Source organism: Pseudotabrizicola sp. 4114 (assembly GCF_031457365.1).
Lineage (GTDB): Bacteria > Pseudomonadota > Alphaproteobacteria > Rhodobacterales > Rhodobacteraceae > Pseudotabrizicola.
This window is the reverse complement of the sequence record NZ_JAVDWP010000001.1, coordinates 672,681-695,234: the sequence shown is the minus strand read 5'-3', so window position 1 is coordinate 695,234 and position 22,554 is coordinate 672,681. Positions and strand designations below refer to the sequence as shown.

Here is a 22,554-nt window from a genome sequence, read left to right as displayed (position 1 = left end):
CTCAGACCTTGCCCTTCAGCGCCAGAAGCGCGGCAAAGGGGTTGTCGGGGTCGATCGGTTTGTCGGCACGCTGCGGGCGGGCCTCGAACTGACGCGGCTTGTTGCTGTCGTTGCGGTCCGGGCGGTCGCCCTTGCCCTTGCCACGGTCGCCTTTGCCATAGGGCTTGCCGTCGCCCTGCGGGCGCGGCCCACGGTCGCCCTGCGGTTTGTCGCCGCGCGGGCGGTCGGTCTTCGGGCGGTCGCCTTTGGGACGATCCCCCTGCGGACGTTCCCCTTGTGGCCGATCCCCCTGAGGCTTGTCGCCCTGCGGACGCTCACCTTGCGGACGCTCGCGCCGCTCACCTTGCGGACGTGGGCCGCGCTCAGGACGGGCGTTGCGGGGCTTCGGCGCCCAGGTGAAGGTGTAGAACGACTCCATCTCGGGCGCCGCTTCGGCCGCAGGCTCTGCGGACTCTGGCTCGGCCGGCACGGGCGCGAGGACCGACACCTCTTCGGGAATCGGGTTCTGCGGCAGGTCGGGGTCGATCTCGGGGACCACCACGACCGGCTCCGCCGCCTTGACCTTTGGCCGCTCGGCCTTGTCGCCCTTGTAGCCGAGGCCAGCCATCAGATCGGCGAACTGGTCCAGCGTCATACCGGTGATCGACAGCATGTCCGGCGTCGCCTCAAACCCGGCGCGGCTGTCTTTCTGGCGCAGAATGTCGGCCAGACGTTCCAGCATGTCGATGCGGATCGCACGGCTGCCAGCCGGGTGATAGCCCGCCAGCGTGTAATGCGATTTCGGCACTTCGGCCATGTTGGGAATGGTGACCAGCCCCGGCGGCGGGCTTTCGGGGAACTCGTCCAGCCCGTTCCACAGCGACCACAGCACCAGCCGCAGCCGGGTCGGCGCGGGTTTCAGCAACAGCGGCAGGAAGATGGTGAACTGGCCAAAGCGCACGCCATGCTTGCGCAGCGCGCCACGCGCGTCCTGATCCAGTTCCTTGACATCATTGGCCACCACATCGCGCGGCAGCACGCCCAGACCCTCGACCAGACGGAAGGCAAACCCGCGCGCAAGCCCGGTCAGCGTCTCGTCCCGGCTCATCGCGGCCAGCGGCTCGAACTGGGCCGCGACCTTGCGGTCGATAAAGTGCTGCAGACGGCGGCGCACCTTTTCGGCAACCTCGAACCCGGCTTCGTCATCGACGAAAGCCTCGACCGCCGGGCGCAGCGCCTCGGCCCCCTTGACCAGTTTCCCGACCGCAGTGGTGCCCCACATCAGGCCCCCCTGTTCGGTGAAATCCATCTCGGTGTCGGGCGCGTTGTAAAAACGGTCCGCCCGCAGGTGGAATTCGGGCTTGAGCGCCTGAACGGCGGCCTGCGCCATCACCTTTGCCTCATCGGGCGACGTGCTGGCATCCTGCCGGAACCGGAATCCCTCCAGCTTGCCGACAAACTCGCCCTCTACCGTCACTTCGCCTTTGTCATTCACCTCGGCCACGAGGGTCTCCTTCTGTTTCAACCGGCGAAGCAGCACACTTGTCCGCCGGTCTACAAATCTCTGCGTCAGTCGTGCGTGTAACGCATCTGACAGGCGGTCTTCTACAGCGCGCGTCTCGTCGCGCCAATGGCTTTCGTCATCAACCCAGCCTTTGCGCTGCGCAATATAGGTCCAGGTGCGAATATACGCCAACCGTTTGGAAATGGCATCAATATCGCCATCGGTCCGGTCGATGCGCGCCACGGCCTTGCCGATCCAGTCCGAAGGCACCCTGCCCCCGCCCAGACCCCGGCCACAGAGGTACTCGAAAATCCGCGCCAGCAAGCCCGCATGGTCGCTGTCCGATGACCCGCGGAAGTCGGGGATGCGGCAGACATCCCACAGCAATTGCACGCGTTTCGGGCCGGTCAGACGCTCGCGCACCTCGGCCATGTCGACCAGCGCCTTGAGCGCCAGCACATCATCGGCGTCGCGCGCGCGGGTGAGCCATTCGTTCGAGGTGTGCTCTTCCAGACTGCGGATCAGGCGGTCGGCATTGGCGAAATCCAGCTGATGATTGCGCCACATCAGCTTGCGCACCGGGGCGAACTGGTGGTTTTCGATGGCCTCGATGACATCTTCATCAATCGGCCGCGCGTCGCCGGTCACGCCAAAGGTGCCGTTTTCGGTGTGCCGCCCGGCACGGCCCGCGATCTGCGCCAGCTCTTGCGGGTACAGCCCGCGCATCCGGTGGCCGTCGAATTTGGCGGTGGCGGAAAAGGCGATGTGCTTGATATCAAGGTTAAGACCCATGCCGATGGCATCGGTGGCGACCAGATAATCGACATCGCCATTCTGATACAGCGCCACCTGCGCGTTACGGGTACGCGGCGAAAGCGCGCCCATGACCACGGCGCAGCCGCCCTTTTGCCGGCGGATCAGTTCGGCGATGGCGTAAACGTTTTCGACCGAAAAGCCGACAATGGCGCTGCGCGGCGGCATCCGGCTGATTTTCTTTGACCCGGTATAGGTCAGCTGGCTGAAGCGTTCGCGTTTGAGGAAGGTCACGCCCTGCACCAGCCCTGCAATCGCCGGGCGCATGGTTTCGGCCCCCAGAAACAGCGTCTCATGCAACCCGCGCGCCCGCAGCAGCCGGTCGGTAAAGACATGGCCCCGATCCGGGTCGGCACAAAGCTGGATTTCGTCAATCGCGACAAAATCCGCGCCGATCTCCAGCGGCATCGCCTCAACGGTGCAGACCCAATACTGGGTGCGGTCGGGCACAATGCGCTCTTCGCCCGTCACCAGCGCCACCACCGAAGGGCCGCGCAGGGCGACGATGCGGTCATAGACCTCACGCGCCAGCAAACGCAACGGCAGGCCGATGACCCCGGTGCGATGGCCCAGCATCCGGTCGATGGCATAGTGGGTCTTGCCGGTGTTGGTCGGCCCAAGGACCGCCGTGACCCGGCCCGTGGTCGCGCTCATGCTGTGCCCTAATCCCTGCCCTTACAGATCGGTGCCTGCGACTTTTGCCTCAAGCCGCTTGGCGCTGTCTGATACGCCGCGCAGGTTGGGATGTATAGCCAGCGCGGCGCGGTACACCTCCAGCGCCTTTTGCGGATTGTCCAGCTCTTCATAAATCGCGCCCAGACCCGCCAGCGCGCCAAAGTGGCGCGGGTTGAGGGTCAGCGCACGGGCGATGTCCGACACCGAAGGGCCAAGCTGGCGCGCCTGATAATAGGCGGTGGCGCGGGCATTCCAGCCTTCGGCAAAATCGGGGGCATGGTCGGTCAGCGCGGTCAGGTGCTCAATCGCCTCGGCCGTGTTGCCGGCGGCCATGGCATCGCGCCCGCGCTGCAGCAACAGATCCATCGCGGATGATCCGCTTTTGGACCATTCATTCCAGATCTCGCGCTCCAGCCGGGCGGCGGCGCGGTCGTCGGCTGTTTTCAGCCGGTCAAACAGGCCATCCAGCGGTTCTTCTGCCCGGACAGGTGCAGCCAGCAGAAAAACTGCTGAAACTGCCGCTACGATAGGATTGAGAAACCGATGCTGAACTTTCATATGATGATGGTAGCGCATTGGCGCAGGAACACCATATCCAAGCCGTCACAAGGCAGAGAGGAATTTTACATGAGCGCCGTGGTAACTGAGGCCGTCGAAGTGCTGTCGAAAAAGCTGTCGGGCGGTTTTGATGGCGTCGCCAAGTTCGTGATCGAGGGCGAGGGCGCGATCATGCTCGACCCCGATGGGGTGCATGCAGGCGACGAGCCCGCCGATGTGACGATGACCGCCAGCGCCGAGGTGTTCAAGCGCATCCTGGACGGCGACCTGAACCCGACCATGGCCTTCATGCAGGGCAAGCTGGCGGTGGATGGCAGCATGGGTCTGGCGATGAAACTGGGATCGGTTCTGGGGTGAGCCAGACCACGTTCCCCACCGCGCCGTTTTACGCGGACCTCGCCCTCGGGCCAGAGGGTGGGGAGGCGTTCTGGCTGACCACCACCGACGGGCTGCGGATCCGGGCGGGAGTCTGGCCGGTGGGGGAAAAAGGCACGGTGCTGCTGTTTCCCGGCCGCACCGAATATGTCGAGAAATACGGGCTCGCTGCAGCAGATCTGCAGGCGCGCGGCTATGCGACGGTGGCAATAGACTGGCGCGGGCAAGGGCTGGCCGACCGGATGCTGCCCGACCGGATGATGGGCCATGTCACCCGGTTTCAGGATTATCAGCTGGACGTGCAGGCGGTGCTGGAGCTGGCGCGCGGGCTGGGTCTGCCAGAGCCGTATTACCTGCTGTCGCATTCGATGGGCGGCGCGATTGCGCTGCGGTCGCTGATGCGCGGCCTGCCGGTCAAGGCCGCGTCGTTTTCGGCCCCGATGTGGGGGATTGCGATGGCGGCGTGGATGCGGCCCTTTGCGCAGCCCATTGCACAGATGTCAGGATGGTTCGGGCAGGCGCATCGCTTTGCCCCCAGCACCACCGGCAAGAGCTATATCATGGAGGCCGAGTTTGCCGGCAATGTGCTGACCACCGACCCGGAGATGTGGCAATACATGAAGCGGCAAGTGACGGCGCGCCCGGAACTGGCGCTGGCCGGGCCAAGCATGGGTTGGCTGCATGCAGCTCTGGTGGAATGCCGTGACATGGCCTTGGCCCCTGCCCCGGACATGCCGGCGCTGACCGCGCTCGGCACGGCGGAAAAGGTGGTCGACACCGGCCCGGTCTATCTGCGGATGGCGGGCTGGCGCAACGGGCGGCTGGAGCTGTTTCAGGGCGCAGAGCATGAGGTGCCGATGGAAACACCGGCGCATCGGGGGCGGTTTTACGACCTGACCGCCGCCTTGTTCGACCAGCATCGCTGAGGTCTGACCCCGCGCACAGCGGCACCTTCGGGATGCGCTCCGCGCGGGAGTATTTGGAAAGCAGCAATGGGCAGGGGAAACCGGGTCAGATCGTGATCTGGCTGAAGCCTTCGCGCAGGGCGTGGGACCAGGCATCGCTCATGGTGCGGAAGGATTCGTCGCCCGCTTCGATCCGGCGCAGGGTGCCGATCTTGCACTCGTCGGCGGGGATCACGCACAGATCCAGCGGCATTCCGACCGAGAGGTTGGAGCGCAGGGTGGAATCCATCGACAAAAGCACTGCCTTTTGCGCATCGCTGATCGAGGTGGTGGGCTTCACCACCCGGTCGAGAATCGGCTTGCCGTATTTGTGCTCGCCGATCTGCAGGAACGGCGTGTCTTCGGTGGCTTCGATGAAATTGCCCTCGGGATAGATCAGGAACATCCGCATCGCCCCGCCCTTGCGCTGCCCGGCCACGATCATCGTGGCGCTGGCGCCCTGGGCCATCGACAGCTTTTCGTCGATCTCGCGGCGCACCGTGGCCAGCGCATTGCCGACGATCTCGGCGACCTTGAGCATGGTGGGGGCCAGCATGACCGAGGTGTCGGGGGTGGCATCCTTGTCCTCCACCGCTTCGCGCAGGCGGGCGATGGTGGTCTGGGTCACCGACAGGCTGCCGGCGGTGACGATGGTGATGATCCGCTCACCCGGATCCTCAAAGTGGAACATCTTGCGATAGGTGGCAATGTTGTCGAGCCCCGCATTGGTGCGCGTATCCGACAACAGCACCATGCCTTCGTTCAGCAACAGCCCGACACAATAGGTCATATTCACGCCCCCAAGACTCAGGCCGGAACGCTACTGCCGGGGCGCGGGGATGGAAAGGGCGATCATGCAACCCGCCCCTGCAACAGCGCACAGCTTACAGGCTGGCCAATACGGTCAGGGCCGGGCCGCTGGCCAGTTGCATGACCGCCAGCACCAACGCGGCGGCAGCGCCGAGGCGGAAAAAGCGGCTTTGCCAGAACTTGCGACGCTGCGAGGGTATGTCTGCATCTGGCGGCTGAGTGGCAATCGGGTCGGTGTGTTCAAACACCGGTGGCAGGGGGCGTGCGCTGTGGTCCGGCAGATTGCTGCCGGTCAGTTTGATCGGTTCGCACTCATCAAGGGCGGCGAGAAAGGCCTCCAGCCGGAACACGTCGCCGCCTTCGACAGAGTCTTCGGACCGGGGCAAGGTGTGGTGCGGGGCATTGTCGGCCAGCCGCTGGATCAGGGCCAGCCGCGCCGCTTCATCCCGGGCGGGATAGCGGCCCGGAGGTGCGCCTGACGCATAGGTGTTGAGACCGAAGCCGGATGCCAGAAAATAATCGCGCAGGCCCGGTGGGGCATCGCGCAGCGCCTGTGCCGTAAGCGGGTCACGGAACAGCGCCACGGTGGCAAGGTCGCGCCCGGGCGCGAAACCGGCCCGTGACAGAAAGCCGTCAAGCTGCGGATCAGTGGACCCGGAGTCCGGGATCACGTCGAAAATGTCAAAATCATAGGCCAAGGCCATGGTTCCCCCCTGCGATCCTGTCGCAAGGAACAGGCTGCGCAGAGGCTGTGGCAAAAGCGGGGCGGAAATTGGGAATTTGCCGCCGATCCTGCGCTATTGCTGGGTTTGCGACTGGTTCTGCGTCGCCTGCACGGTGACCGAGACATCCAGGCTCTCTTCGCCCTGCCCGCGCGCGATGCCCCGGATCATCGCGGCATGCGGCGAATCAAGGCCGGAGCCAAGGCGGATGTAGCGGTCATCGGGGCAGCAGCGGTTGGCGGGGTCAAAGCCGACCCAGCCCAGCCCGGCAATAAACACCTCGGCCCAGGCGTGCGCCGCGTCATGCGCGGCGCCGTCAATGCCGACCAGCAGATAGCCCGAGACATAGCGCGCGGGCAGGCCAATGTGGCGGGCGATGGCGATCACCGCATGGGCCTGATCCTGACACACCCCGGTGCCCTGTGCCAGCGCCTCGGCGGCGGTGGTATGGGCGTTGGTGGTGTCGGCGGTGTAGACGATCGCGTCCGACACCCGCTCCGAGATCAGATGCGCCGCCGCCAGCGCGTCCTGTGCCGGGGTCAGCCCCTCGGCCAGCGCGGCAAGGGCGGCATCGGCCTCGGTCGGGTGGGTGGAGCGCAGATAGCACTCGGGCGGGGTCAGCTCCTTGTGGCCGCGCAGCACGCCGGCCTGATCAAAGGTCTCGATCTCGCCGGTCACATGCACGGTGATCTCGTTCACCGGGCCGAGCACGGTCCAGCCCTGCACCCAGTCGCCTGCGCCGTCGCGAAAGCCGCCGCCCATCTGGCCGTCGCTGACGCTGACCTTCCAGCTGCGCATCTTTTGCCCGGCGCATTGCGAGGGCATCAGCCGGTGGCTTTGCACCACGCCGCGCACCGGCTGGTCGTAAAAATAGCGGGTGACATGATCGACGGTCAGCAGCATCAGCGCACATCCCCATTCAGATAACAGTCCCGGATCACCGATCCCGCCCGCGCCATATCGCCGATGAACCGGCTGAGAAACTCGTGCAGGCCTTCTTCAAAGATATCATCGACCCGCAGTTCCGCCAGCTCGGCCTGAATGCTGCGGGCGCGTTCCTGCGCAAGGGTTTTGCGCTGATAGCCACGCGCCAGCCGGTCCAGATGACTGGTCATGCCTTCGACACAGGTGATCAGGCTGCGCGGGCATTGCGGGTTGAGGATCAGGAAATGCGCAATCTTGGCCGCCGTCACCTCGCCGCCGTAGGCCCAGTGAAACGCCCGGTGCGACGACATCGCGCGCAACAGCGTGGTCCATTGGTAATTGTCGAGGCCGGAGCCGACGAATTCGAGACGCGGCAGCAGGACGTAGTATTTCACATCCATCAGCCGCGCAGTGTTGTCGGCGCGTTCCAGAAAATACCCCAGATTGAGGAAATCCCAGCCATCGTTGCGCAGCAGGGTCGCGTCGATCGAGCCGCGCACAAGGGCGGTGTTGCGCATGGTCCAGTCGGTCAAGAGCGACAGGTCCAGCTCTGATCGCGGGCGGCGTTCCAGTTGTCGCAACTCCTGATACGCGGTGTTCAGCGCATCCCAGACCTGCGTGGTCAGCGCCGTGCGCACGATGCGGCCGTTTTCGCGCGCCGCCGTGATGCAGGACATGACAGAGGACGCATTGTCACTGTCGAAAAAGAACCAGCTTTCCAGATTGCGCTGCACGGCGTCGCCGTATTTCTTGGCAAAGCCATTGGCGGTGCCGCTGGCATGCAGCAGCGATTCCCATTCGTTGCGATAGCCCGCGGCCGAGGGCATCAGCGCGATGCGCGCCCCCACCTCCAGCAGCCGGGCCGAGGTTTCGGCGCGCTCCAGATAGCGGGCGAGCCAGAAGAGGTTGTCAGCGGTTCTGCTCAGCATGTTCTGTTCACTCCGCCAGCACCCAGGTATCCTTGACCCCGCCGCCCTGCGACGAGTTCACCACCAGCGACCCTTCGGTCAGCGCCACGCGGGTCAGCCCGCCGGGCACCAGCTCGATCCGCTCACCCACAAGGCAATAGGGCCGCAGATCAACGTGGCGGGGGGCGATGCCTTCGGCCACAAAGGTCGGCGTGGTGGACAGCGCCAGCGTGGGCTGGGCAATGTAGTTGTTCGGGTTGGCGGTGATGCGGGCGCGGAACATCTCCACCTGATCCGCCGAGGCCTTTGGCCCCACCAGCATGCCGTAACCGCCCGAGCCATGAACCTCTTTGACCACCAGCTCGTTCAGATGCGACAGCACATATTTCAGATCATCGGCCTTGCCGCATTGCCAGGTCGGCACGTTGTTCAGGATCGGCTCTTCACCCAGATAAAACCGGATCATTTCCGGCACATAGGTGTACACCGCCTTGTCATCGGCCACCCCGGCCCCCGGCGCCGAACAGATGCTGACACCGCCGGAGCGATACACATCCATCAGCCCCGGCACGCCCAGCATGCTGTCGGGGCGGAAACACAGCGGGTCGATATAGGCGTCATCCAGACGGCGGTAGATCACATCCACCCGGCGCGGGCCTTCGGTGGTGCGCATGAAGACGAACTCGCCCTCGACGAACAGATCCTGGCCTTCGACCAGTTCTACGCCCATCAGATCGGCGAGGAAGGAATGCTCGTAATAAGCCGAGTTGTAATGGCCCGGCGTCAGGATCACCACGGTCGGCTCGCGGTCGCATTTCGTGGGGGCGACGCTCGCCAGGGTGCGGCGCAGGATTTCGGGGTAGTTGTCCACCGGCTCGATCCGGTTTTCGCGGAACAGCTCGGGGAACATCCGCATCATGATCTCGCGGTTTTCCAGCATGTAACTGACGCCCGACGGGGTGCGGCAGTTGTCTTCCAGCACGAAAAACTCATCCGGCCCGGTGCGCACAAGGTCGATGCCGACGATATGGGAATAGACGCCCTTGGGCGGCACAAAGCCCGCCACCGCCTTTTCATAAGCCTCGTTCAGATAGACCAGACGCCCCGGAATGCGCCCGGCCCGCACAATCTCACCCCGGCCATAGACATCGACCAGAAAGGCATTGAGCGCGCGCGCGCGCTGTTTGATGCCGCGTTCCAGCTTTGCCCATTCCGCGCCGGAAAACACCCGGGGGAACATGTCGAACGGGATCAGCCGGTCGGGATCGCCGCCTTCGCCATAGACGGCAAAGGTGATGCCGATGCGGCGGAACAGCGCCTCGGCCTCGGCCTGCTTCATCTGGCGCAGTTCGGCAGGCATGGAATTCATCCAGTTCTGCAGGCGCGCATAGGGCGCACGCACAGAGTCACCCTGATACATCTCATTAAAATAGCTGGTCACAACGGCCCTCGTTCCCCGGTCCTTAACGCCAGTTAATCAGCCCGGTTCCAACAGCGAAAGGGGGAGCCTGCATTTCCTGCCCGCATAAGGCCCATTCGCCCGTTTTTTGTGCAGCGCAAATGTGTCCTGTGACCCTTTCCTAGGGACGGGGACGTGCTAGGCTCTGCTCATGTCTGCACAATTGCTCAGTTTTACCGATCGCGGCATCTTTTGCGCCGAGGGCGGGTTCTACATCGACCCATGGCGGCCCGTGGACCGGGCGCTGATCACCCATGGCCACAGCGACCATGCCCGGTGGGGCCATGGCCACTATCTGTGTACCCATCAGGCATTGCCGGTGATCCGGCACCGGCTGGGGGAGATCAGCGTCGAGGGCATCGCCTATGGCGAGACCCGGCAGATTGGCGGGGTTCAGGTCAGCTTTCACCCCGCAGGCCATGTGCCGGGATCGGCGCAGATCCGGGTGGCGCGTGGCGGTGAGGTCTGGGTGGTGTCGGGCGACTACAAGGTCGAGGATGACGGGCTGTCAGAGCCCTTTGTCCCGGTGCCCTGCCACACCTTCATCAGCGAATGTACCTTTGGCTTGCCGCTGTTTCGCTGGCAGCCGCAGGCGGTGGTCGCTTCGCAACTGGCGGCGTGGTGGCAGGCCAATGCCGCCGAGGGCCGGGCGTCGATCCTGGCGGCCTATGGTCTGGGCAAGGCGCAGCGGCTGATGACGATGCTGCCCGAGGCCGGACCGATCCTGACGCATGGCGCGGTGGAAGAGACCACCCGCATCCTGCGCGATCAGGGCTATGCCCTGCCCCCCACCACCCGCGTCACCGCCGGGATTGACGCGAAATCGCACCCCGGCGCGCTGATCATTGCGCCGCCCTCGGCACTTGGCACCCCGTGGGCGCGGCGCTTTGGCCCGGCGTCGGCGGCCTTTGCCAGCGGCTGGATGGCGCTGCGCGGCATCCGCCGTCGCCGGGGCTTTGGCACCGGCTTTGTGATCTCGGATCACGCCGACTGGCCCGGCCTGAACACCGCCATCCGCGCCACCGGGGCCGCGCGCGTGTTTGTGACCCATGGCTACACCACCCCGTTCCGCCGCTGGCTGGAGGAACAGGGCTATGAGGCTGGCATCGTGCAGACCGAATTCGGCGGCGATGAGGCCGAGCTGGACAGCGGATCAGACCCGGACACAGGGGCCGGGGTGGAACCGCAAACAGAAAGCAGGCTCCTGTGATCTTGCAGCTTTCCCAAATACTCTCGGGGGTGCGGGGGCAGACAGCCCCCGCTGCAACACAGGCCCGGGGCACCCGCGCATGAAACGTTTCGCCGCCCTGTTCAACGCGCTGGACGCCACCACAAAAACCGGCGAGAAAACCGCCGCGCTGACCGCCTATTTCCGCACAGCACCCGAGGCGGACCGGGTCTGGACCATCGCCCTGTTGTCGGGCCGTCGCCCGAAGCGGGCGGTCAATGTCACCGAATTGCGCACCTGGGCAGCAGAGGCGGCGGGGGTGCCACTCTGGCTGTTCGAGGAATCCTACAACATTGCCGGCGATCTGGCGGAAACCATCGCCCACCTGTTGCCCCGCGCAGACCACGAGACCGACCCGACGCTGGATGCCACCCTGCGGGCGCTGATCGCGCTGACCGGGCGTCCAGAGGCCGAGCGGCGGGCCTATGTCACCTCGGTCTGGGCCGGGCTTGGGCCGGAGGAGCGGTTCCTGTTCAACAAGCTCTTGACGGGGGGCTTTCGCATGGGGGTCAGCCGGGGGCTGATGACGCGGGCGCTGGCGCAGGCGACCGAGGTGGAAGAGGCGGTGATGGCGCACCGGCTGATGGGCGATTGGGACCCGGCCCGCACCCGCTTTGCCGACCTGACCGAAGAAGGCGGCTCCGAGGGCGCGGCGCGCCCCTATCCCTTTGCGCTGGCCAGCCCGCTGGAGGCCACGCCCGACAGCCTTGGCCCGGCGACGGACTGGCTGGCAGAGTGGAAATGGGATGGCATCCGGGGCCAGATCATCGCGCGCCCCGGTGCATTCGCGGTCTGGAGCCGGGGGGAGGATCTGATCACCGACCGCTTTCCCGAATTTGCCCCGCTGCAGGATCATCTGCCGCCGGGCACCGTGCTGGACGGCGAAATCGTCGCCTGGGGCGGCGAGGCCCCCCTGCCCTTTGCCGCCTTGCAAAAACGCATTGCGCGCAAGACCGTGCCGAAAAAGCTGCTGGCCGAGGTGCCGGGCCATTTCCTCGCCTATGACCTGCTGGAAGACGGCGGGGTGGATCTGCGCGCGGCCCCGCTGTCCGAGCGCCGCGCCCGGCTGGAGGCGATGCTGGCCGCCCTGCCCGCCGGTCTGCCGCTGTCGCCCTCCCCCGCAGCTCTTGGGGATTGGGAAGCGCTGACCGCGACGCGCGGTTTGGCGCGCGACCGGATGGCCGAGGGGTTGATGCTCAAGCGGCTCTCATCCCCCTATCACACCGGGCGCAAGCGTGGTGACTGGTGGAAATGGAAACTGGACCCGTTCACGGTCGATGCGGTCATGCTCTATGCGCAGGCGGGTCACGGGCGGCGGGCCAATCTGTTCACCGATTTCACCTTTGCGGTCCGCGATGGCAATGATCTGGTGCCGTTCACCAAGGCCTATTCCGGCCTGACCGACGTGGAATTCGCCGCGATCACCCGCTGGGTCGGCAAGCATACGGTGGAGCGCTTCGGCCCGGTGCGCCGGGTGGTGCCGGAACTGGTGTTCGAGATCGGGTTCGAAGGGATACAGGCCAGTCCGCGCCACAAATCCGGCATCGCCCTGCGCTTTCCGCGCATGCTGCGCTGGCGGCAGGACAAGGGCGTGGCCGAGATTGACACGCTGGACGGGCTGCGCGCGTTGCTGCGGCAGGTGTCCGAGCCGGGGGCCGTGCCCGCCGATGACGTAAAGACCGGGCCTTTGCCCGCGGCTCCCAAAGATAAATAAAGACCGAAAATGGGCGGTGGGTTGCCTTTTGCCCGAGGCAACCCCTATTTGAGGGGAAAGATGTTCTGGAAGGATGGTCCATGACCCTGCCGATGCCCCAACCCGTTTTTGATGCCAATGCCAGCTCGGCCGGGTTCGGGAACCTGCCCGAATGGGATTTGCGCGATCTGTATCCTGCGCCCGAGTCCAAGGAGTTTGCGGCGGACATGGACTGGCTGGAAACGGCTTGTGCCGAGTTTGCGGCGGCTTATGAGGGCAAGCTGGCCGGGCTGGATGCGGCGGCGATGCTGGCCTGTGTGCTGGCCTATGAGAAGATCGACATCGTGGCCGGGCGGCTGATGTCGTTTGCGGGCCTGCGCTACTACCAGAACACGATGGACAGCGACCGCGCCAAGTTCATTGCCGATGTGCAGGACAACATTACCACTTTCACTACGCCGCTGGTGTTTTTCAGCCTGGAGTTCAACCGGCTGGAAGATGCGCAGCTTGACGCGCTGATTGTCGCCAATGCGGACCTTGCCCGCTACAAGCCGGTGTTTGACCGGATGCGCGCGATGCGGCCGCATCAGCTGTCGGATGAGCTGGAAAAGTTCCTGCATGACGAGTCGGTGGTCGGCGCGAGTGCCTGGAACAAGCTGTTTGACGAGACCATGGCCGGCCTGATGTTTGCGGTCGAGGGCGAAGAGGACGCGCTGAACCTTGAGGCGACGCTGAACCTGCTGACCGACCCGGTGCGCGCCAAGCGCGAGGCGGCGGCGCGGGCGCTGGCGGCGGTGTTTGACAAGAACATCAAGCTGTTCGCCCGGGTTCACAACACCCTTGCCAAGGAAAAGGAAATCCACGACCGCTGGCGCAAGATGCCATCGCCGCAGCATGGCCGGCACCTGTCGAACCACGTCGAGCCGGAGGTGGTCGAGGCGCTGCGCAATGCGGTGGTCGCGGCTTATCCGAAACTGAGCCACCGCTACTACCGGCTGAAGGCCAAATGGATGGGGCTGGAGCGGTTGCAGGTCTGGGACCGCAACGCGCCTTTGGCGCTGGAAGCGCCCCGCGTGGTCGGCTGGGACGAGGCCACGAAAACCGTGCTTGACGCCTACGGCGCCTTTGCGCCCGAGATGGCCGAGATTGCCAAGCCGTTCTTTGAAAAGGGCTGGATTGATGCCGGGGTCAAGCCCGGCAAGGCACCGGGGGCGTTTGCGCATCCCACCGTTTCCACCGTCCACCCCTATGTGATGCTGAACTATCTGGGCAAGCCGCGCGATGTGATGACCCTCGCCCATGAGCTGGGCCACGGCGTGCATCAGGTGCTGGCGGCGGGTCAGGGCGAATTGCTGTCATCGACCCCGCTGACGCTGGCGGAAACTGCTTCGGTGTTTGGCGAGATGCTGACCTTCCGCAAGCTGCTGGATGGGGCAAAGACAAAGGCAGAGCGCAAGACCCTGCTGGCGGGCAAGGTCGAGGATATGATCAACACCGTGGTCCGCCAGATCGCGTTCTATGACTTCGAATGCAAGCTGCATGCCGCGCGGGCCGAGGGCGAATTGACGCCGGATGACATCAACGCGCTGTGGATGAGTGTGCAGGCGGAATCGCTGGGCGATGTGTTCGACTATATGGACGGATACGAGACCTTTTGGGCCTATATCCCGCATTTCGTGCATTCGCCGTTCTACGTCTATGCCTATGCCTTTGGGGACGGGTTGGTGAACGCGCTCTATGCCGCTTATGCCGATGGCCTGCCGGAGTTTGAGGTAAAGTACTTCGAGATGCTGAAAGCGGGCGGATCAAAGCACCACAAAGAGCTGCTGGCCCCGTTCGGTCTGGATGCATCGGACCCGAAATTCTGGGACAAGGGCCTGTCGATGATCGCAGGCTTTATCGACGAGCTGGAGGCGATGGAGGATTAACCCTCCCCGCCCCTGCGGCGCTAAATCCGGTTGGCGCGGCGTTCGACCAGATCGGCCATATGGGCCAGCATCAGGTTTTCGGCCTCATCGGCGCTGTTGGCCACGGCATCGGCACCAGTCATCGACAACAGATCCGGTTCCTGGGTGGTGATCGCGCCGCCGATCATCACCCAGACGCCGGGAATATGCGCGCGCAGGCCCACCACCAACCGGGCCAGCGGCAGGGTCATCCTTGGCGAAGTAGCGCCCAAGGCCACGCTGATCGGCGCGCGGCGTTCGATCTCCTGAATCAACCCGTCGTGGGTGTCGCTGCTGACCAGCTCTATCTCCCAGCCGCGACGGCGCAGATCGTCTGCGGTCATGGTCAGGCCGATCATGTGGCATTCCTGTGGACAGGGCGCAAAGACCGCGTGCTGACCGGGTTTGCGGTCTGATATCCGCACAAAGACATCGCGCAGATCGTTCATGATCCGCCAGACCCGGTGCGACGTGCGCAGCATCGCGGGTAATTCGACATGATCGCGGGCCCAGACATTGCCGACCTGCTGCACCGCACCCGCCACCAGACCGTAGTACAGCGTATCGGCGGGCATGCCCGCCAGTCGGGCATCGCGCACGAAATCGGGGGCGGCGGCGTCATCGCTGCACAGCAGCGCCTCGCTCAGCAGGGCGATCTTTGGTGCCGTGGCCTCAGTCCTGTCGCGGCGGGCCTGCGCCGCGACGCGCAGGATCACCTCGGCGGCAAAAGAATGCACGATGGCATCTGACGATGGCGCGCGGGCACCATCGTCAGGAATATCCCAGTCGGCATCAGCGGAGAACGCTGGAAAACGTGTCGCCATGTCTGGTCACTTTGAACTTGGGCCACGCATTCATCTGGCCGATTGGCCTTGTAACGCGGGGCAATCCCTCCCCCGGACGATTCCCGTCCTTGGATCAAGTGTTGTCCAAATGTGTCAACCTGTCCAGACAAGTTTTGCAGAACTCTGCGCCACCGCTTGACGCTGCGGCGCAGAAATCCTGTGCTTTTTGCCCTAAAGGCTGATCTCCACCGCCGTATCGAGGACCCGGTCCATCATCGCTTGCGTGCCGCGCACAAACTCCAAAGGACAAGGATAGGCCGCGCCGGTGCGCAGGCTGCGGCCAAAGGCTTCGACTTGCAGCTTGTAGTGGTTCGCGGTCGGGAAGCGATCGGTGATCACCCGCTGACCGGGCAGATGCAGTTCGACCTCGGCCACGTCATGCACATTGGCGTTGAACGGGGCGGAGCCGACGCGGATCATGCCCTGGTCGCCTTGAAACACCACCTCTTGCCGGTTGGCCAGCCGCATCGAGGTCATCGAGCGATAGGTGAAACGCCCGGTCGGCCCCTGCATCATGGCATTCAGATCGGCAAACACCTCGACCCCGGCGTCCAGAATGATCCTGGCCGCCACGTCCACGGGTTCCGCGCCGGTGACAAAGCGCATCGACCCAAGGGTGTACACCCCGATGTCGCGCAGCGAGCCACCGCCGGTGTCGGGGCGGTTGCGGATATTGCCGGGCTCGGCGGCGTTGTTGTAGCTGAAGGCCGCATCCACGTGGCGCAGCTGGCCGATCTTGCCCTCGTCCAGCCACTCCTTTGCCCGCTGCCATTGCGGGTGGTGCACGATCATGAACGCCTCGGCTGCCAGCAAGCCACTGGCATCGCGGGCGGCGATGATCTGGTCGATCTGGTCTGCGCGCAGGGCGATCGGCTTTTCGGTCAGCACATGCTTGCCTGCGGCCAGCGCCTTGAGCGACCATTCCACATGCAGATGATTGGGCAGCGGCACATAGACCGCATCAATCGTGGGGTCCGCCAGCAGCGCGTCATAGCTGGAGTGCAGTTGCAGGCCCGGACAAAACGCAAGAAACCCCTCGGCCTTGGCCGGATCGGATGTCGCCAGAGCGGCAAGCTCGGCCCCCTCGGCGGCGTGAATGGCCGGTGCCATATGCTCACGCGCGAATTTGGCCGCGCCAAGCACGCCCCAACGAACTGGTTTCATCTGCTGTCTCTCCCTGTTAGCGCAATCATTCTAACGATCCGTGGCGCGGGAGGGAAGCCACTTCACAAAAAGCGCAGATGTCAGTCCTTGCGGAACCGCATCAGGGTCATCATGCCAAAGGGCGGCAGGTGCGTTTCCGCGATCAGGCTCAGGCCACGGGTATCGGTCACCGTGCTGCGCTTGAAATCCGAATGCCAGCCCAGACGGTCGGCAAAGGGGGCAAACACCCGCTCCAGCCAGGGCAGCGCGCCCTTGTCCTGCGGGTCGCGGGCAAAGTGGTTGACCATGACGATGGTGCCGCCGGGGCGCAGCACGCGGGTCATCTCGGCCATCACCCGTTCGGGTTCGGGCACCACCGACATGATGTGCAGCGCCGAGATATGGTCAAAGCTGCTGTCGGGAAATTCCAGCACGCGGGCATCCATCAGCCGCAGCGCCTCGACATTGGCAAGACCCAGCTCCGACACCTTTTCCTGCGCTTTTTCCAGCATCTCGGCACTGGCATCAATGCCGGTCACCGACACATCGGACCGGTAAGCCGGCAGGGACAGGCCGGTGCCCACCCCCACCTCCAGCACGCGGCCGCCAAGCCCGTTCAGCACCGACACCGCCCTGCGCCGCCCCACCCGGGTGATGACGCCAAAGGTGGCATCATAGATCGGTGCCCAACGGGCATAGGACTTGCGGACGGCTTGGATATCCATGTCAGACGACACTCCTTAGGGAACGCGCACTTTTGCGCCAGAGAACCAGAATGGCCGCCAGATACACCAGATCCAGCAACAACAGCGTGACCCACGGATATGTCAGCAAGGCCGCGATCAGTGCGACCGAGCCAACCAGAATGAACCGTGCGTTTTCGGCATAGATCCGCACCCCTTTGAACGACGGGGTCGGCATCCGCGAAATCATCAGACCGCCGACAAACACCATCCAGATCGCGACGGCCCAGGGTGGCAGGCGCAGGGCGTTGTCAAAGCCATAGGCGAGGTAGATCGGGAGAAGCGCCAGCATCGCGCCCGCAGGCGACGGCACGCCGACAAAGCCCTTGGGCTTGTCCTCGCCCTCGGGAAGGCGGTTGCCGACATTGAACCGTGCCAGCCGCAGCATGCAGCAGACGGCATAGATCAGCACCGCGATCCAGCCCAGCGACGTATCGGCGCGCATGCCCCAGAAATACAGCACCAGCGCCGGGGTGACACCAAAATTGACCAGATCGCACAGAGAGTCGAGTTCGGCCCCGATCGCGCTTTCGGATTTCAGCATTCGCGCCAGCCGCCCGTCGATGCCGTCCAGAGCGGCGGCAAGGCCGATCAGCGCGACCGCCCAGCCAAACCGCCCCTCGACCGCCATGCGGATGGCGGTCAACCCGGCGCAGAGCGCCAGGATAGAGATCAGGTTCGGCAGCAGGTGCAGAATGTGCATCCTGCGCCGCAGGGGTGCTGCGGGGTCTTCGCTCATTCGATCCGGCTCACGGTTTGCGGCAGGTCGCGGCCCAGAACGGCCAGCACGGTTTCACCCGCCACCATGGTCTGACCGATGGCCACCTGCGGGCTGACACCTTCGGGCAGGTAGACATCGACGCGGCTGCCAAAACGGATCAGGCCAAAGCGTTCGCCGGTGCGGATCCCCTGCCCCTCGGCCACCCACCACATGATGCGGCGCGCGACCAGTCCGGCGATCTGCACCACGGCAATCTGGCGGCCATCGGGCAGGTCAAGGCGCAGCGAATTGCGCTCGTTATCCTCGGATGCCTTGTCGAGCGAGGCGTTCAGGAATTTGCCGGGGCGATAGCTCATGGCACCAATGGTGCCGGCAATCGGCGCGCGGTTTACGTGACAGTTGAACACGTTCATGAACACCGACACCCGCATCCGCGCCTCTGGTCCCATGCCCAGCTCTGGCGGCGGCACGGCGCGTTCGATCAGGCTGATCACGCCATCGGCGGGCGACACCAGAATGCCGGCACCTTGTGGCACCGCGCGCTTGGGGTCGCGAAAAAAGTAGTAGCACCAGACCGTAAGGCCGACGCCGATCCAGCCCAAAGGCTCCCACAGCCAGAACAGCACCAGGGTAATCGCGGCGAAAATCGCCACGAATTTGTACCCCTCGGGGTGCATCGGCTTTAGAAATGTGCCCAGCATGGTCATGGTTGGTCCGGTCCTTTCAACCTCAGGCCGAGGACGTAGCCTGCCCGGCGCAAGGGGGCAAACAAAAACGACACATCAGCCGACAAAAACGTCAAATCTTCGGCGGATGCCCGCCGTCTGTGCAGAGAGTCGTATCCGTCAGCGCGGCCAAGGCCAAGGGCTGGCAGACAGGTCGGGGCTGACATGCAAAAGGCGGCCCGTTGCCGGGGCCGCCCTGGATCGCAGGCGTAGGGGACCGGATCAGCCCGGAACCACCATGCCCTTGCCCTTGGCAAGTTCGCGCATCTTGGTTTGCAGCTTTTCAAACGCCCGCACCTCGATCTGACGGATCCGCTCGCGGCTGACCGAGTGCTTTTCCGACAGGGTTTCCAGCGTCACCGGCTCGTCCGCCAAACGGCGCTGCATCAGGATCTCTTTCTCGCGGTCGTTGAGGACCGACATCGCCTGCACCAGCAGACGGCGGCGGATCACCAACTCGTCGCTTTCGGCATAAGCCTCTGCCTGATCGGAGTTTTCATCCTCCAGCCAGTCCTGCCATTGCGCGCCGCCATCCTCGGACCCGACTGTCGCATTCAGCGAGGCATCGGCCCCCGCCATGCGCCGGTTCATGGCGATGACCTCTTCTTCGGTGACCGACAGATCCTTGGCGATTTGCGCGACGTTTTCCGGGCGCAGATCGCCCTCTTCCAGCGCGCCGAGTTTGGCCTTGGCCTTGCGCAGGTTGAAGAACAGCTTTTTCTGCGCCGAGGTCGTGCCCAGTTTTACCAGGCTCCACGACCGCAGGATGTACTCCTGAATGCTGGCGCGGATCCACCACATGGCATAGGTCGCCAGACGGAAACCGCGCTCGGGGTCAAACCGTTTGACCGCCTGCATCAGACCGACGTTGGCTTCGGAAATCACCTCAGCCTGCGGCAAGCCATAACCGCGATAGCCCATGGCGATCTTGGCCGCCAGACGCAGGTGACTGGTCACCAGCTTGTGGGCCGACGGGCTGTCCTGCCGGTCAACCCATGCCTTGGCCAGCATGTATTCTTCTTCCGGTTCCAGCAGCGGAAATTTACGGATTTCCTGCATGTACCGGTTCAGGCCCTGTTCCGGGCTTGGTGCGGGTAGGTTGGTATAGGTGCTCATCTCTTGCCCCCTGTTATCCCCGGTGCCATCAGCCCCCGGGGGACCACGTTACCTAAGGTCTGTGCGCCGCCCCTTCAAGGGCACGGGTTATCATCCCTGACTTAACGCAGAATGAAGGCACTTCCGTTCCCATAGGGAAGGTTTGTGACCGGGTTCTCACGCGAATGTCACTCTTTGGGGGTGCGCATCGCCTGCAAGAGCGCCGCCATATCCTCTGGCAGGGGCGAGGTGAACTCCAGCCATTCATCGGTGACAGGGTGGGTAAAGCCCAGCGTGGCCGCGTGCAGCGCCTGCCGGGGAAAGCCGTTGCCCTGCTCGGCCGCCAGCGGCGTCAGCGCCTTTGGTGACAGCTTGCGCTTGCCGCCATAGGTCTGATCGCCCAGCAAGCCATGCCCGGCATGGGCCATATGCACCCGGATCTGATGGGTGCGCCCGGTTTCCAGCCAGCACTCCACCAGCGCCGCCTGATCGGCAAACGCCTCCAGCACCCGCACCCGCGTGACTGCGTGGCGGCCATCGTGCCAGACCACGGCCTGACGCTGGCGGTCGGTCTTGTGGCGCGCAAGCAAGGTGGCGATCTTGATGATCCCCCCTGTTTCAAAAGTGACGCCCTTGATCCCGCGCAGGCGTGGGTCAGCGGCATTCGGCACGGCATGGACCAGCGCCAGATAGCGGCGGTTCACGTCATGGCGTTCAAACTGCACCGCCAGCCCGTGATGCGCCTTGTCGGATTTCGCCACCACCAGCAGGCCCGTGGTGTCCTTGTCGATCCGGTGCACGATACCGGGGCGACGCTCGCCCCCGATGCCCGACAGCGTGTCGCCGCAATGCGCCAGCAGCGCGTTGACCAGCGTGCCCGAGGGCGTGCCGGGCGCCGGATGCACCACCATGCCCACGGGTTTGTCGACCACGATCAGATGGTCATCCTCATAGATCACGGTCAGCGGAATATCTTCGGCCAATGTGTCCACGCTGACCGGCGGGTCGAGGAACAGGGTGATGACCTCGCCATCCTCGACGCGGGTCTTGGGGTCGGTCAGCACCTCACCGCCGCGCCAGACGGCCCCCTCACCGATCATCTTCATCAGCCGGGTGCGCGACAGCGACGCTTCCTCTGGCACCGACCGCGCAAGCGCCTTATCAAGACGGTCAGCGCAGCCCTCGGCGATGGTCACCTGCAGGGTGATATCTTCGTCCTCGGATGCATCGGCAAAAGGGCCTGACATGAACAACACTCCTGACTCCGAAGCGCTTCCGCCTTCGCTGAGACTTCTGAAATGGCTGGTGATCGTTCTCACCGCCACGATGATTGTCGGTGTCATAACCGTGGTTGGCCTGCTTGTCACCCGCATGCCGGATATCTCGCCGATGGCCACGCCCGACCAGCTGGCCCTGCCCGACGGCGCGCGCCCGGCAGCGGTGACGATGGGCCGCGATTTCATTGCGGTGGTGACCGAAGATGACCGGATTCTGATCTTCGGGCGCGATGGAGCGTTCCGGCAAGAGATTGCCGTGACCCCCGGCACAAGCGCGGGTGCCGCTCCAATCAGCCAGCCGTGACAGTCAGTTTGATCGGTTTCAGGCGGATCACGACATCAACCCGCGAAATCTCGGTGCCCTCGGGCGCGTCGGGCAGACCGCTGATCTCCAGCTGGTCTTTGGGCGCGTCGGTCAGCTCTGCGGTGTCTTCCCAATAGAAATGCGGGTGGTCGTCCATGCGGGTGTCGAAATAGCTTTTCGACCCGTCGACCACGACCTCATTCATCAGCCCCGCTTCGCAAAACGCGCGCAGGGTGTTGTAAACCGTGGCAAGGCTGACCCGGTCGCCAGACTCGACCGACAGGGCGAACAGGCTTTCCGCGGTGACATGGCGATTGAGACCGTCACCGACCAGCAGGCTGGCAAGCGACAACCGCTGACGCGTCGGGCGCAATCCGCCCCGTGCCAGCCATTCCGTTCCGCGTTCCAGTGCCGTGTTTTCCATGCGCAATCCTGTCATCATCCTTCATATAAAGCGCTTGCCCCCCGGATTTCAATGGAAATCAAGGGAAACGTGACGCCGCCGCTGCAAGCCGTGCCGCGCCGGGCACCCTTGCCTCTGACTCGCTGCGAGTGTTACAGCGTTGAAACGAAGGACACCAAACCAAAGAGGAACCGCCGGCAATGGGGCAATTTCCGTCAAGCTTTGACAAAGACGCACTTCTGGCCTGCGCGCGTGGCGAACTTTTTGGCCCCGGCAACGCCCAGCTGCCCGCGCCGCCGATGCTGATGATGGACCGCATCACCGAAATTTCGGAAGACGGCGGCGAATTTGGCAAGGGCCATGTGGTGGCGGAATTCGACATCACCCCCGACCTTTGGTTCTTTGACTGTCACTTCCCCGGCAACCCGATCATGCCCGGCTGCCTTGGTCTTGACGGGCTGTGGCAGTTGACCGGCTTCAACCTCGGCTGGCGCGGCTGGCAGGGGCGCGGCTATGCGCTGGGTGTGGGAGAGGTCAAACTGACCGGCATGGTGCGGCCCGATCGCAAGATGCTGACGTACAAGATTGATTTCACCAAAGCCCTCAGCACCCGGCGCCTGACCATGGGCGTGGCCAACGGGATCGTCGAGGCGGACGGCGAGGTGATCTATATCGTCAAAGACATGAAGGTGGCGCTCAGCGAGGCCTGATCCGCGCCAGCGGTCAGAGGAAGCCTGACAACACCGCCTGCAGGCGATTG

Annotated in this window: 22 protein-coding genes; 7 read left to right on the top strand and 15 right to left on the bottom strand. The window is 64.3% G+C overall.

Annotated features, from left to right (window positions below; translation table 11 throughout):
* Position 1 precedes the first annotated feature (1 nt).
* Together J2X53_RS03455 and J2X53_RS03450 are read right to left on the bottom strand one after the other, a co-directional pair.
* Positions 2 to 2,950: a helicase-related protein gene (locus J2X53_RS03455; protein WP_349036058.1), complete on the bottom strand. Its 2,949-nt coding sequence runs from the start codon at positions 2,948 to 2,950 to the stop codon at positions 2 to 4.
* A gap of 21 nt (positions 2,951 to 2,971) precedes the next feature.
* On the bottom strand, positions 2,972 to 3,529 hold the full coding sequence (locus J2X53_RS03450) for a tetratricopeptide repeat protein (RefSeq protein WP_349036057.1): 558 nt from the start codon (positions 3,527 to 3,529) through the stop codon (positions 2,972 to 2,974).
* 69 nt (positions 3,530 to 3,598) lie between these two features.
* Here J2X53_RS03450 and J2X53_RS03445 point away from each other — a divergent pair, with 69 nt between their 5' ends.
* Entirely contained in the window at positions 3,599 to 3,886 is a 288-nt protein-coding gene (locus J2X53_RS03445; protein WP_349036056.1) for an SCP2 sterol-binding domain-containing protein, read from the top strand.
* On the top strand, positions 3,883 to 4,830 hold the full coding sequence (locus J2X53_RS03440; protein WP_349036055.1) for an alpha/beta hydrolase: 948 nt from the start codon (positions 3,883 to 3,885) through the stop codon (positions 4,828 to 4,830). Before J2X53_RS03445 ends, J2X53_RS03440 begins: the two co-directional genes overlap by 4 nt.
* An 85-nt stretch (positions 4,831 to 4,915) precedes the next feature.
* Here J2X53_RS03440 and J2X53_RS03435 read toward each other — a convergent pair whose 3' ends face one another.
* The 5 genes from J2X53_RS03435 to J2X53_RS03415 form a co-directional block, all read right to left on the bottom strand.
* Positions 4,916 to 5,638, bottom strand: a complete 723-nt coding sequence (locus J2X53_RS03435) for a peptidase (protein ID WP_349036054.1) — start codon at positions 5,636 to 5,638, stop codon at positions 4,916 to 4,918.
* 94 nt (positions 5,639 to 5,732) lie between these two features.
* Positions 5,733 to 6,362 carry a hypothetical protein gene (locus tag J2X53_RS03430; RefSeq protein ID WP_349036053.1) on the bottom strand — a complete coding sequence of 210 codons (630 nt, stop codon included), beginning with the start codon at positions 6,360 to 6,362 and terminating at the stop codon, positions 5,733 to 5,735.
* Positions 6,363 to 6,455: 93 nt separating this feature from the next.
* Entirely contained in the window at positions 6,456 to 7,283 is an 828-nt protein-coding gene (locus tag J2X53_RS03425; RefSeq protein WP_349036052.1) for a transglutaminase family protein, read from the bottom strand.
* Positions 7,283 to 8,233: an alpha-E domain-containing protein gene (locus J2X53_RS03420; RefSeq protein WP_349036051.1), complete on the bottom strand. Its 951-nt coding sequence runs from the start codon at positions 8,231 to 8,233 to the stop codon at positions 7,283 to 7,285. Before J2X53_RS03420 ends, J2X53_RS03425 begins: the two co-directional genes overlap by 1 nt.
* A 7-nt stretch (positions 8,234 to 8,240) precedes the next feature.
* Complete coding sequence (locus J2X53_RS03415) at positions 8,241 to 9,632, bottom strand: circularly permuted type 2 ATP-grasp protein (protein ID WP_349036301.1); 1,392 nt, start codon at positions 9,630 to 9,632, stop codon at positions 8,241 to 8,243.
* Positions 9,633 to 9,822: 190 nt separating this feature from the next.
* Between J2X53_RS03415 and J2X53_RS03410 the strand changes: the two genes are divergently transcribed.
* From J2X53_RS03410 to J2X53_RS03400, 3 genes are all read left to right on the top strand, one after another.
* Positions 9,823 to 10,881 carry a ligase-associated DNA damage response exonuclease gene (locus J2X53_RS03410; RefSeq protein WP_349036050.1) on the top strand — a complete coding sequence of 353 codons (1,059 nt, stop codon included), beginning with the start codon at positions 9,823 to 9,825 and terminating at the stop codon, positions 10,879 to 10,881.
* Positions 10,882 to 10,960: 79 nt separating this feature from the next.
* On the top strand, positions 10,961 to 12,613 hold the full coding sequence (locus tag J2X53_RS03405; RefSeq protein WP_349036049.1) for an ATP-dependent DNA ligase: 1,653 nt from the start codon (positions 10,961 to 10,963) through the stop codon (positions 12,611 to 12,613).
* Positions 12,614 to 12,693: 80 nt separating this feature from the next.
* On the top strand, positions 12,694 to 14,520 hold the full coding sequence (locus J2X53_RS03400) for a M3 family oligoendopeptidase (protein WP_349036048.1): 1,827 nt from the start codon (positions 12,694 to 12,696) through the stop codon (positions 14,518 to 14,520).
* A 20-nt stretch (positions 14,521 to 14,540) separates the two neighbouring features.
* Here the strand turns inward: J2X53_RS03400 and J2X53_RS03395 are convergent, their stop codons facing one another.
* The 7 genes from J2X53_RS03395 to J2X53_RS03365 all read right to left on the bottom strand — a co-directional run bounded on the left by J2X53_RS03395 (position 14,541) and on the right by J2X53_RS03365 (position 21,057).
* Entirely contained in the window at positions 14,541 to 15,362 is an 822-nt protein-coding gene (locus tag J2X53_RS03395; protein WP_349036047.1) for a cobalamin-dependent protein, read from the bottom strand.
* Positions 15,363 to 15,554: 192 nt separating this feature from the next.
* Entirely contained in the window at positions 15,555 to 16,547 is a 993-nt protein-coding gene (locus J2X53_RS03390) for a Gfo/Idh/MocA family oxidoreductase (RefSeq protein WP_349036046.1), read from the bottom strand.
* 80 nt (positions 16,548 to 16,627) lie between these two features.
* Complete coding sequence (locus J2X53_RS03385) at positions 16,628 to 17,251, bottom strand: methyltransferase domain-containing protein (RefSeq protein WP_349036045.1); 624 nt, start codon at positions 17,249 to 17,251, stop codon at positions 16,628 to 16,630.
* 1 nt (position 17,252) lies between these two features.
* The gene (pssA, locus tag J2X53_RS03380; protein ID WP_349036044.1) at positions 17,253 to 18,008 is read right to left on the bottom strand and encodes a CDP-diacylglycerol--serine O-phosphatidyltransferase; all 756 of its coding nucleotides are present in this window, start codon (positions 18,006 to 18,008) and stop codon (positions 17,253 to 17,255) included.
* Entirely contained in the window at positions 18,005 to 18,697 is a 693-nt protein-coding gene (locus J2X53_RS03375; RefSeq protein WP_349036043.1) for a phosphatidylserine decarboxylase, read from the bottom strand. Before J2X53_RS03375 ends, pssA begins: the two co-directional genes overlap by 4 nt.
* A gap of 240 nt (positions 18,698 to 18,937) precedes the next feature.
* Positions 18,938 to 19,831: an RNA polymerase sigma factor RpoH gene (rpoH, locus tag J2X53_RS03370; protein ID WP_349036042.1), complete on the bottom strand. Its 894-nt coding sequence runs from the start codon at positions 19,829 to 19,831 to the stop codon at positions 18,938 to 18,940.
* Positions 19,832 to 19,998: 167 nt separating this feature from the next.
* Positions 19,999 to 21,057: an RluA family pseudouridine synthase gene (locus tag J2X53_RS03365; RefSeq protein ID WP_349036041.1), complete on the bottom strand. Its 1,059-nt coding sequence runs from the start codon at positions 21,055 to 21,057 to the stop codon at positions 19,999 to 20,001.
* Here J2X53_RS03365 and J2X53_RS03360 point away from each other — a divergent pair.
* Positions 21,056 to 21,391, top strand: a complete 336-nt coding sequence (locus J2X53_RS03360) for a DUF6476 family protein (RefSeq protein WP_349036040.1) — start codon at positions 21,056 to 21,058, stop codon at positions 21,389 to 21,391. The genes J2X53_RS03365 and J2X53_RS03360 overlap by 2 nt on opposite strands.
* On the opposite strand, the gene irrA is transcribed toward J2X53_RS03360, so the two are convergent.
* Complete coding sequence (gene irrA / locus J2X53_RS03355; RefSeq protein WP_349036039.1) at positions 21,378 to 21,815, bottom strand: iron response transcriptional regulator IrrA; 438 nt, start codon at positions 21,813 to 21,815, stop codon at positions 21,378 to 21,380. The two genes, J2X53_RS03360 and irrA, sit on opposite strands and share 14 nt — an antisense overlap.
* Before the next feature lie 179 nt (positions 21,816 to 21,994).
* On the opposite strand from irrA, the gene fabA reads away from it, so the two are divergent.
* Positions 21,995 to 22,504, top strand: a complete 510-nt coding sequence (gene fabA, locus J2X53_RS03350; protein ID WP_349036038.1) for a bifunctional 3-hydroxydecanoyl-ACP dehydratase/trans-2-decenoyl-ACP isomerase — start codon at positions 21,995 to 21,997, stop codon at positions 22,502 to 22,504.
* The last annotated feature ends 50 nt before the right edge of the window (positions 22,505 to 22,554 follow it).

Coding starts and splice junctions, on each gene's coding strand:
- J2X53_RS03455 (WP_349036058.1), bottom strand. CDS start 2,950: ATGAGCGCGACCACGGGCCGGGTCACGGCGGTCCTTGGGCCGACCAAC.
- J2X53_RS03400 (WP_349036048.1), top strand. CDS start 12,694: ATGACCCTGCCGATGCCCCAACCCGTTTTTGATGCCAATGCCAGCTCG.
- pssA (WP_349036044.1), bottom strand. CDS start 18,008: ATGAGCGAAGACCCCGCAGCACCCCTGCGGCGCAGGATGCACATTCTG.
- J2X53_RS03420 (WP_349036051.1), bottom strand. CDS start 8,233: ATGCTGAGCAGAACCGCTGACAACCTCTTCTGGCTCGCCCGCTATCTG.
- J2X53_RS03450 (WP_349036057.1), bottom strand. CDS start 3,529: ATGAAAGTTCAGCATCGGTTTCTCAATCCTATCGTAGCGGCAGTTTCA.
- J2X53_RS03415 (WP_349036301.1), bottom strand. CDS start 9,632: ATGTATCAGGGTGACTCTGTGCGTGCGCCCTATGCGCGCCTGCAGAAC.
- J2X53_RS03410 (WP_349036050.1), top strand. CDS start 9,823: ATGTCTGCACAATTGCTCAGTTTTACCGATCGCGGCATCTTTTGCGCC.
- J2X53_RS03365 (WP_349036041.1), bottom strand. CDS start 21,057: ATGTCAGGCCCTTTTGCCGATGCATCCGAGGACGAAGATATCACCCTG.
- fabA (WP_349036038.1), top strand. CDS start 21,995: ATGGGGCAATTTCCGTCAAGCTTTGACAAAGACGCACTTCTGGCCTGC.
- J2X53_RS03390 (WP_349036046.1), bottom strand. CDS start 16,547: ATGAAACCAGTTCGTTGGGGCGTGCTTGGCGCGGCCAAATTCGCGCGT.
- J2X53_RS03375 (WP_349036043.1), bottom strand. CDS start 18,697: ATGACCATGCTGGGCACATTTCTAAAGCCGATGCACCCCGAGGGGTAC.
- J2X53_RS03430 (WP_349036053.1), bottom strand. CDS start 6,362: ATGGCCTTGGCCTATGATTTTGACATTTTCGACGTGATCCCGGACTCC.
- J2X53_RS03395 (WP_349036047.1), bottom strand. CDS start 15,362: ATGGCGACACGTTTTCCAGCGTTCTCCGCTGATGCCGACTGGGATATT.
- J2X53_RS03425 (WP_349036052.1), bottom strand. CDS start 7,283: ATGCTGCTGACCGTCGATCATGTCACCCGCTATTTTTACGACCAGCCG.
- J2X53_RS03405 (WP_349036049.1), top strand. CDS start 10,961: ATGAAACGTTTCGCCGCCCTGTTCAACGCGCTGGACGCCACCACAAAA.
- irrA (WP_349036039.1), bottom strand. CDS start 21,815: ATGGAAAACACGGCACTGGAACGCGGAACGGAATGGCTGGCACGGGGC.
- J2X53_RS03360 (WP_349036040.1), top strand. CDS start 21,056: ATGAACAACACTCCTGACTCCGAAGCGCTTCCGCCTTCGCTGAGACTT.
- J2X53_RS03445 (WP_349036056.1), top strand. CDS start 3,599: ATGAGCGCCGTGGTAACTGAGGCCGTCGAAGTGCTGTCGAAAAAGCTG.
- rpoH (WP_349036042.1), bottom strand. CDS start 19,831: ATGAGCACCTATACCAACCTACCCGCACCAAGCCCGGAACAGGGCCTG.
- J2X53_RS03435 (WP_349036054.1), bottom strand. CDS start 5,638: ATGACCTATTGTGTCGGGCTGTTGCTGAACGAAGGCATGGTGCTGTTG.
- J2X53_RS03385 (WP_349036045.1), bottom strand. CDS start 17,251: ATGGATATCCAAGCCGTCCGCAAGTCCTATGCCCGTTGGGCACCGATC.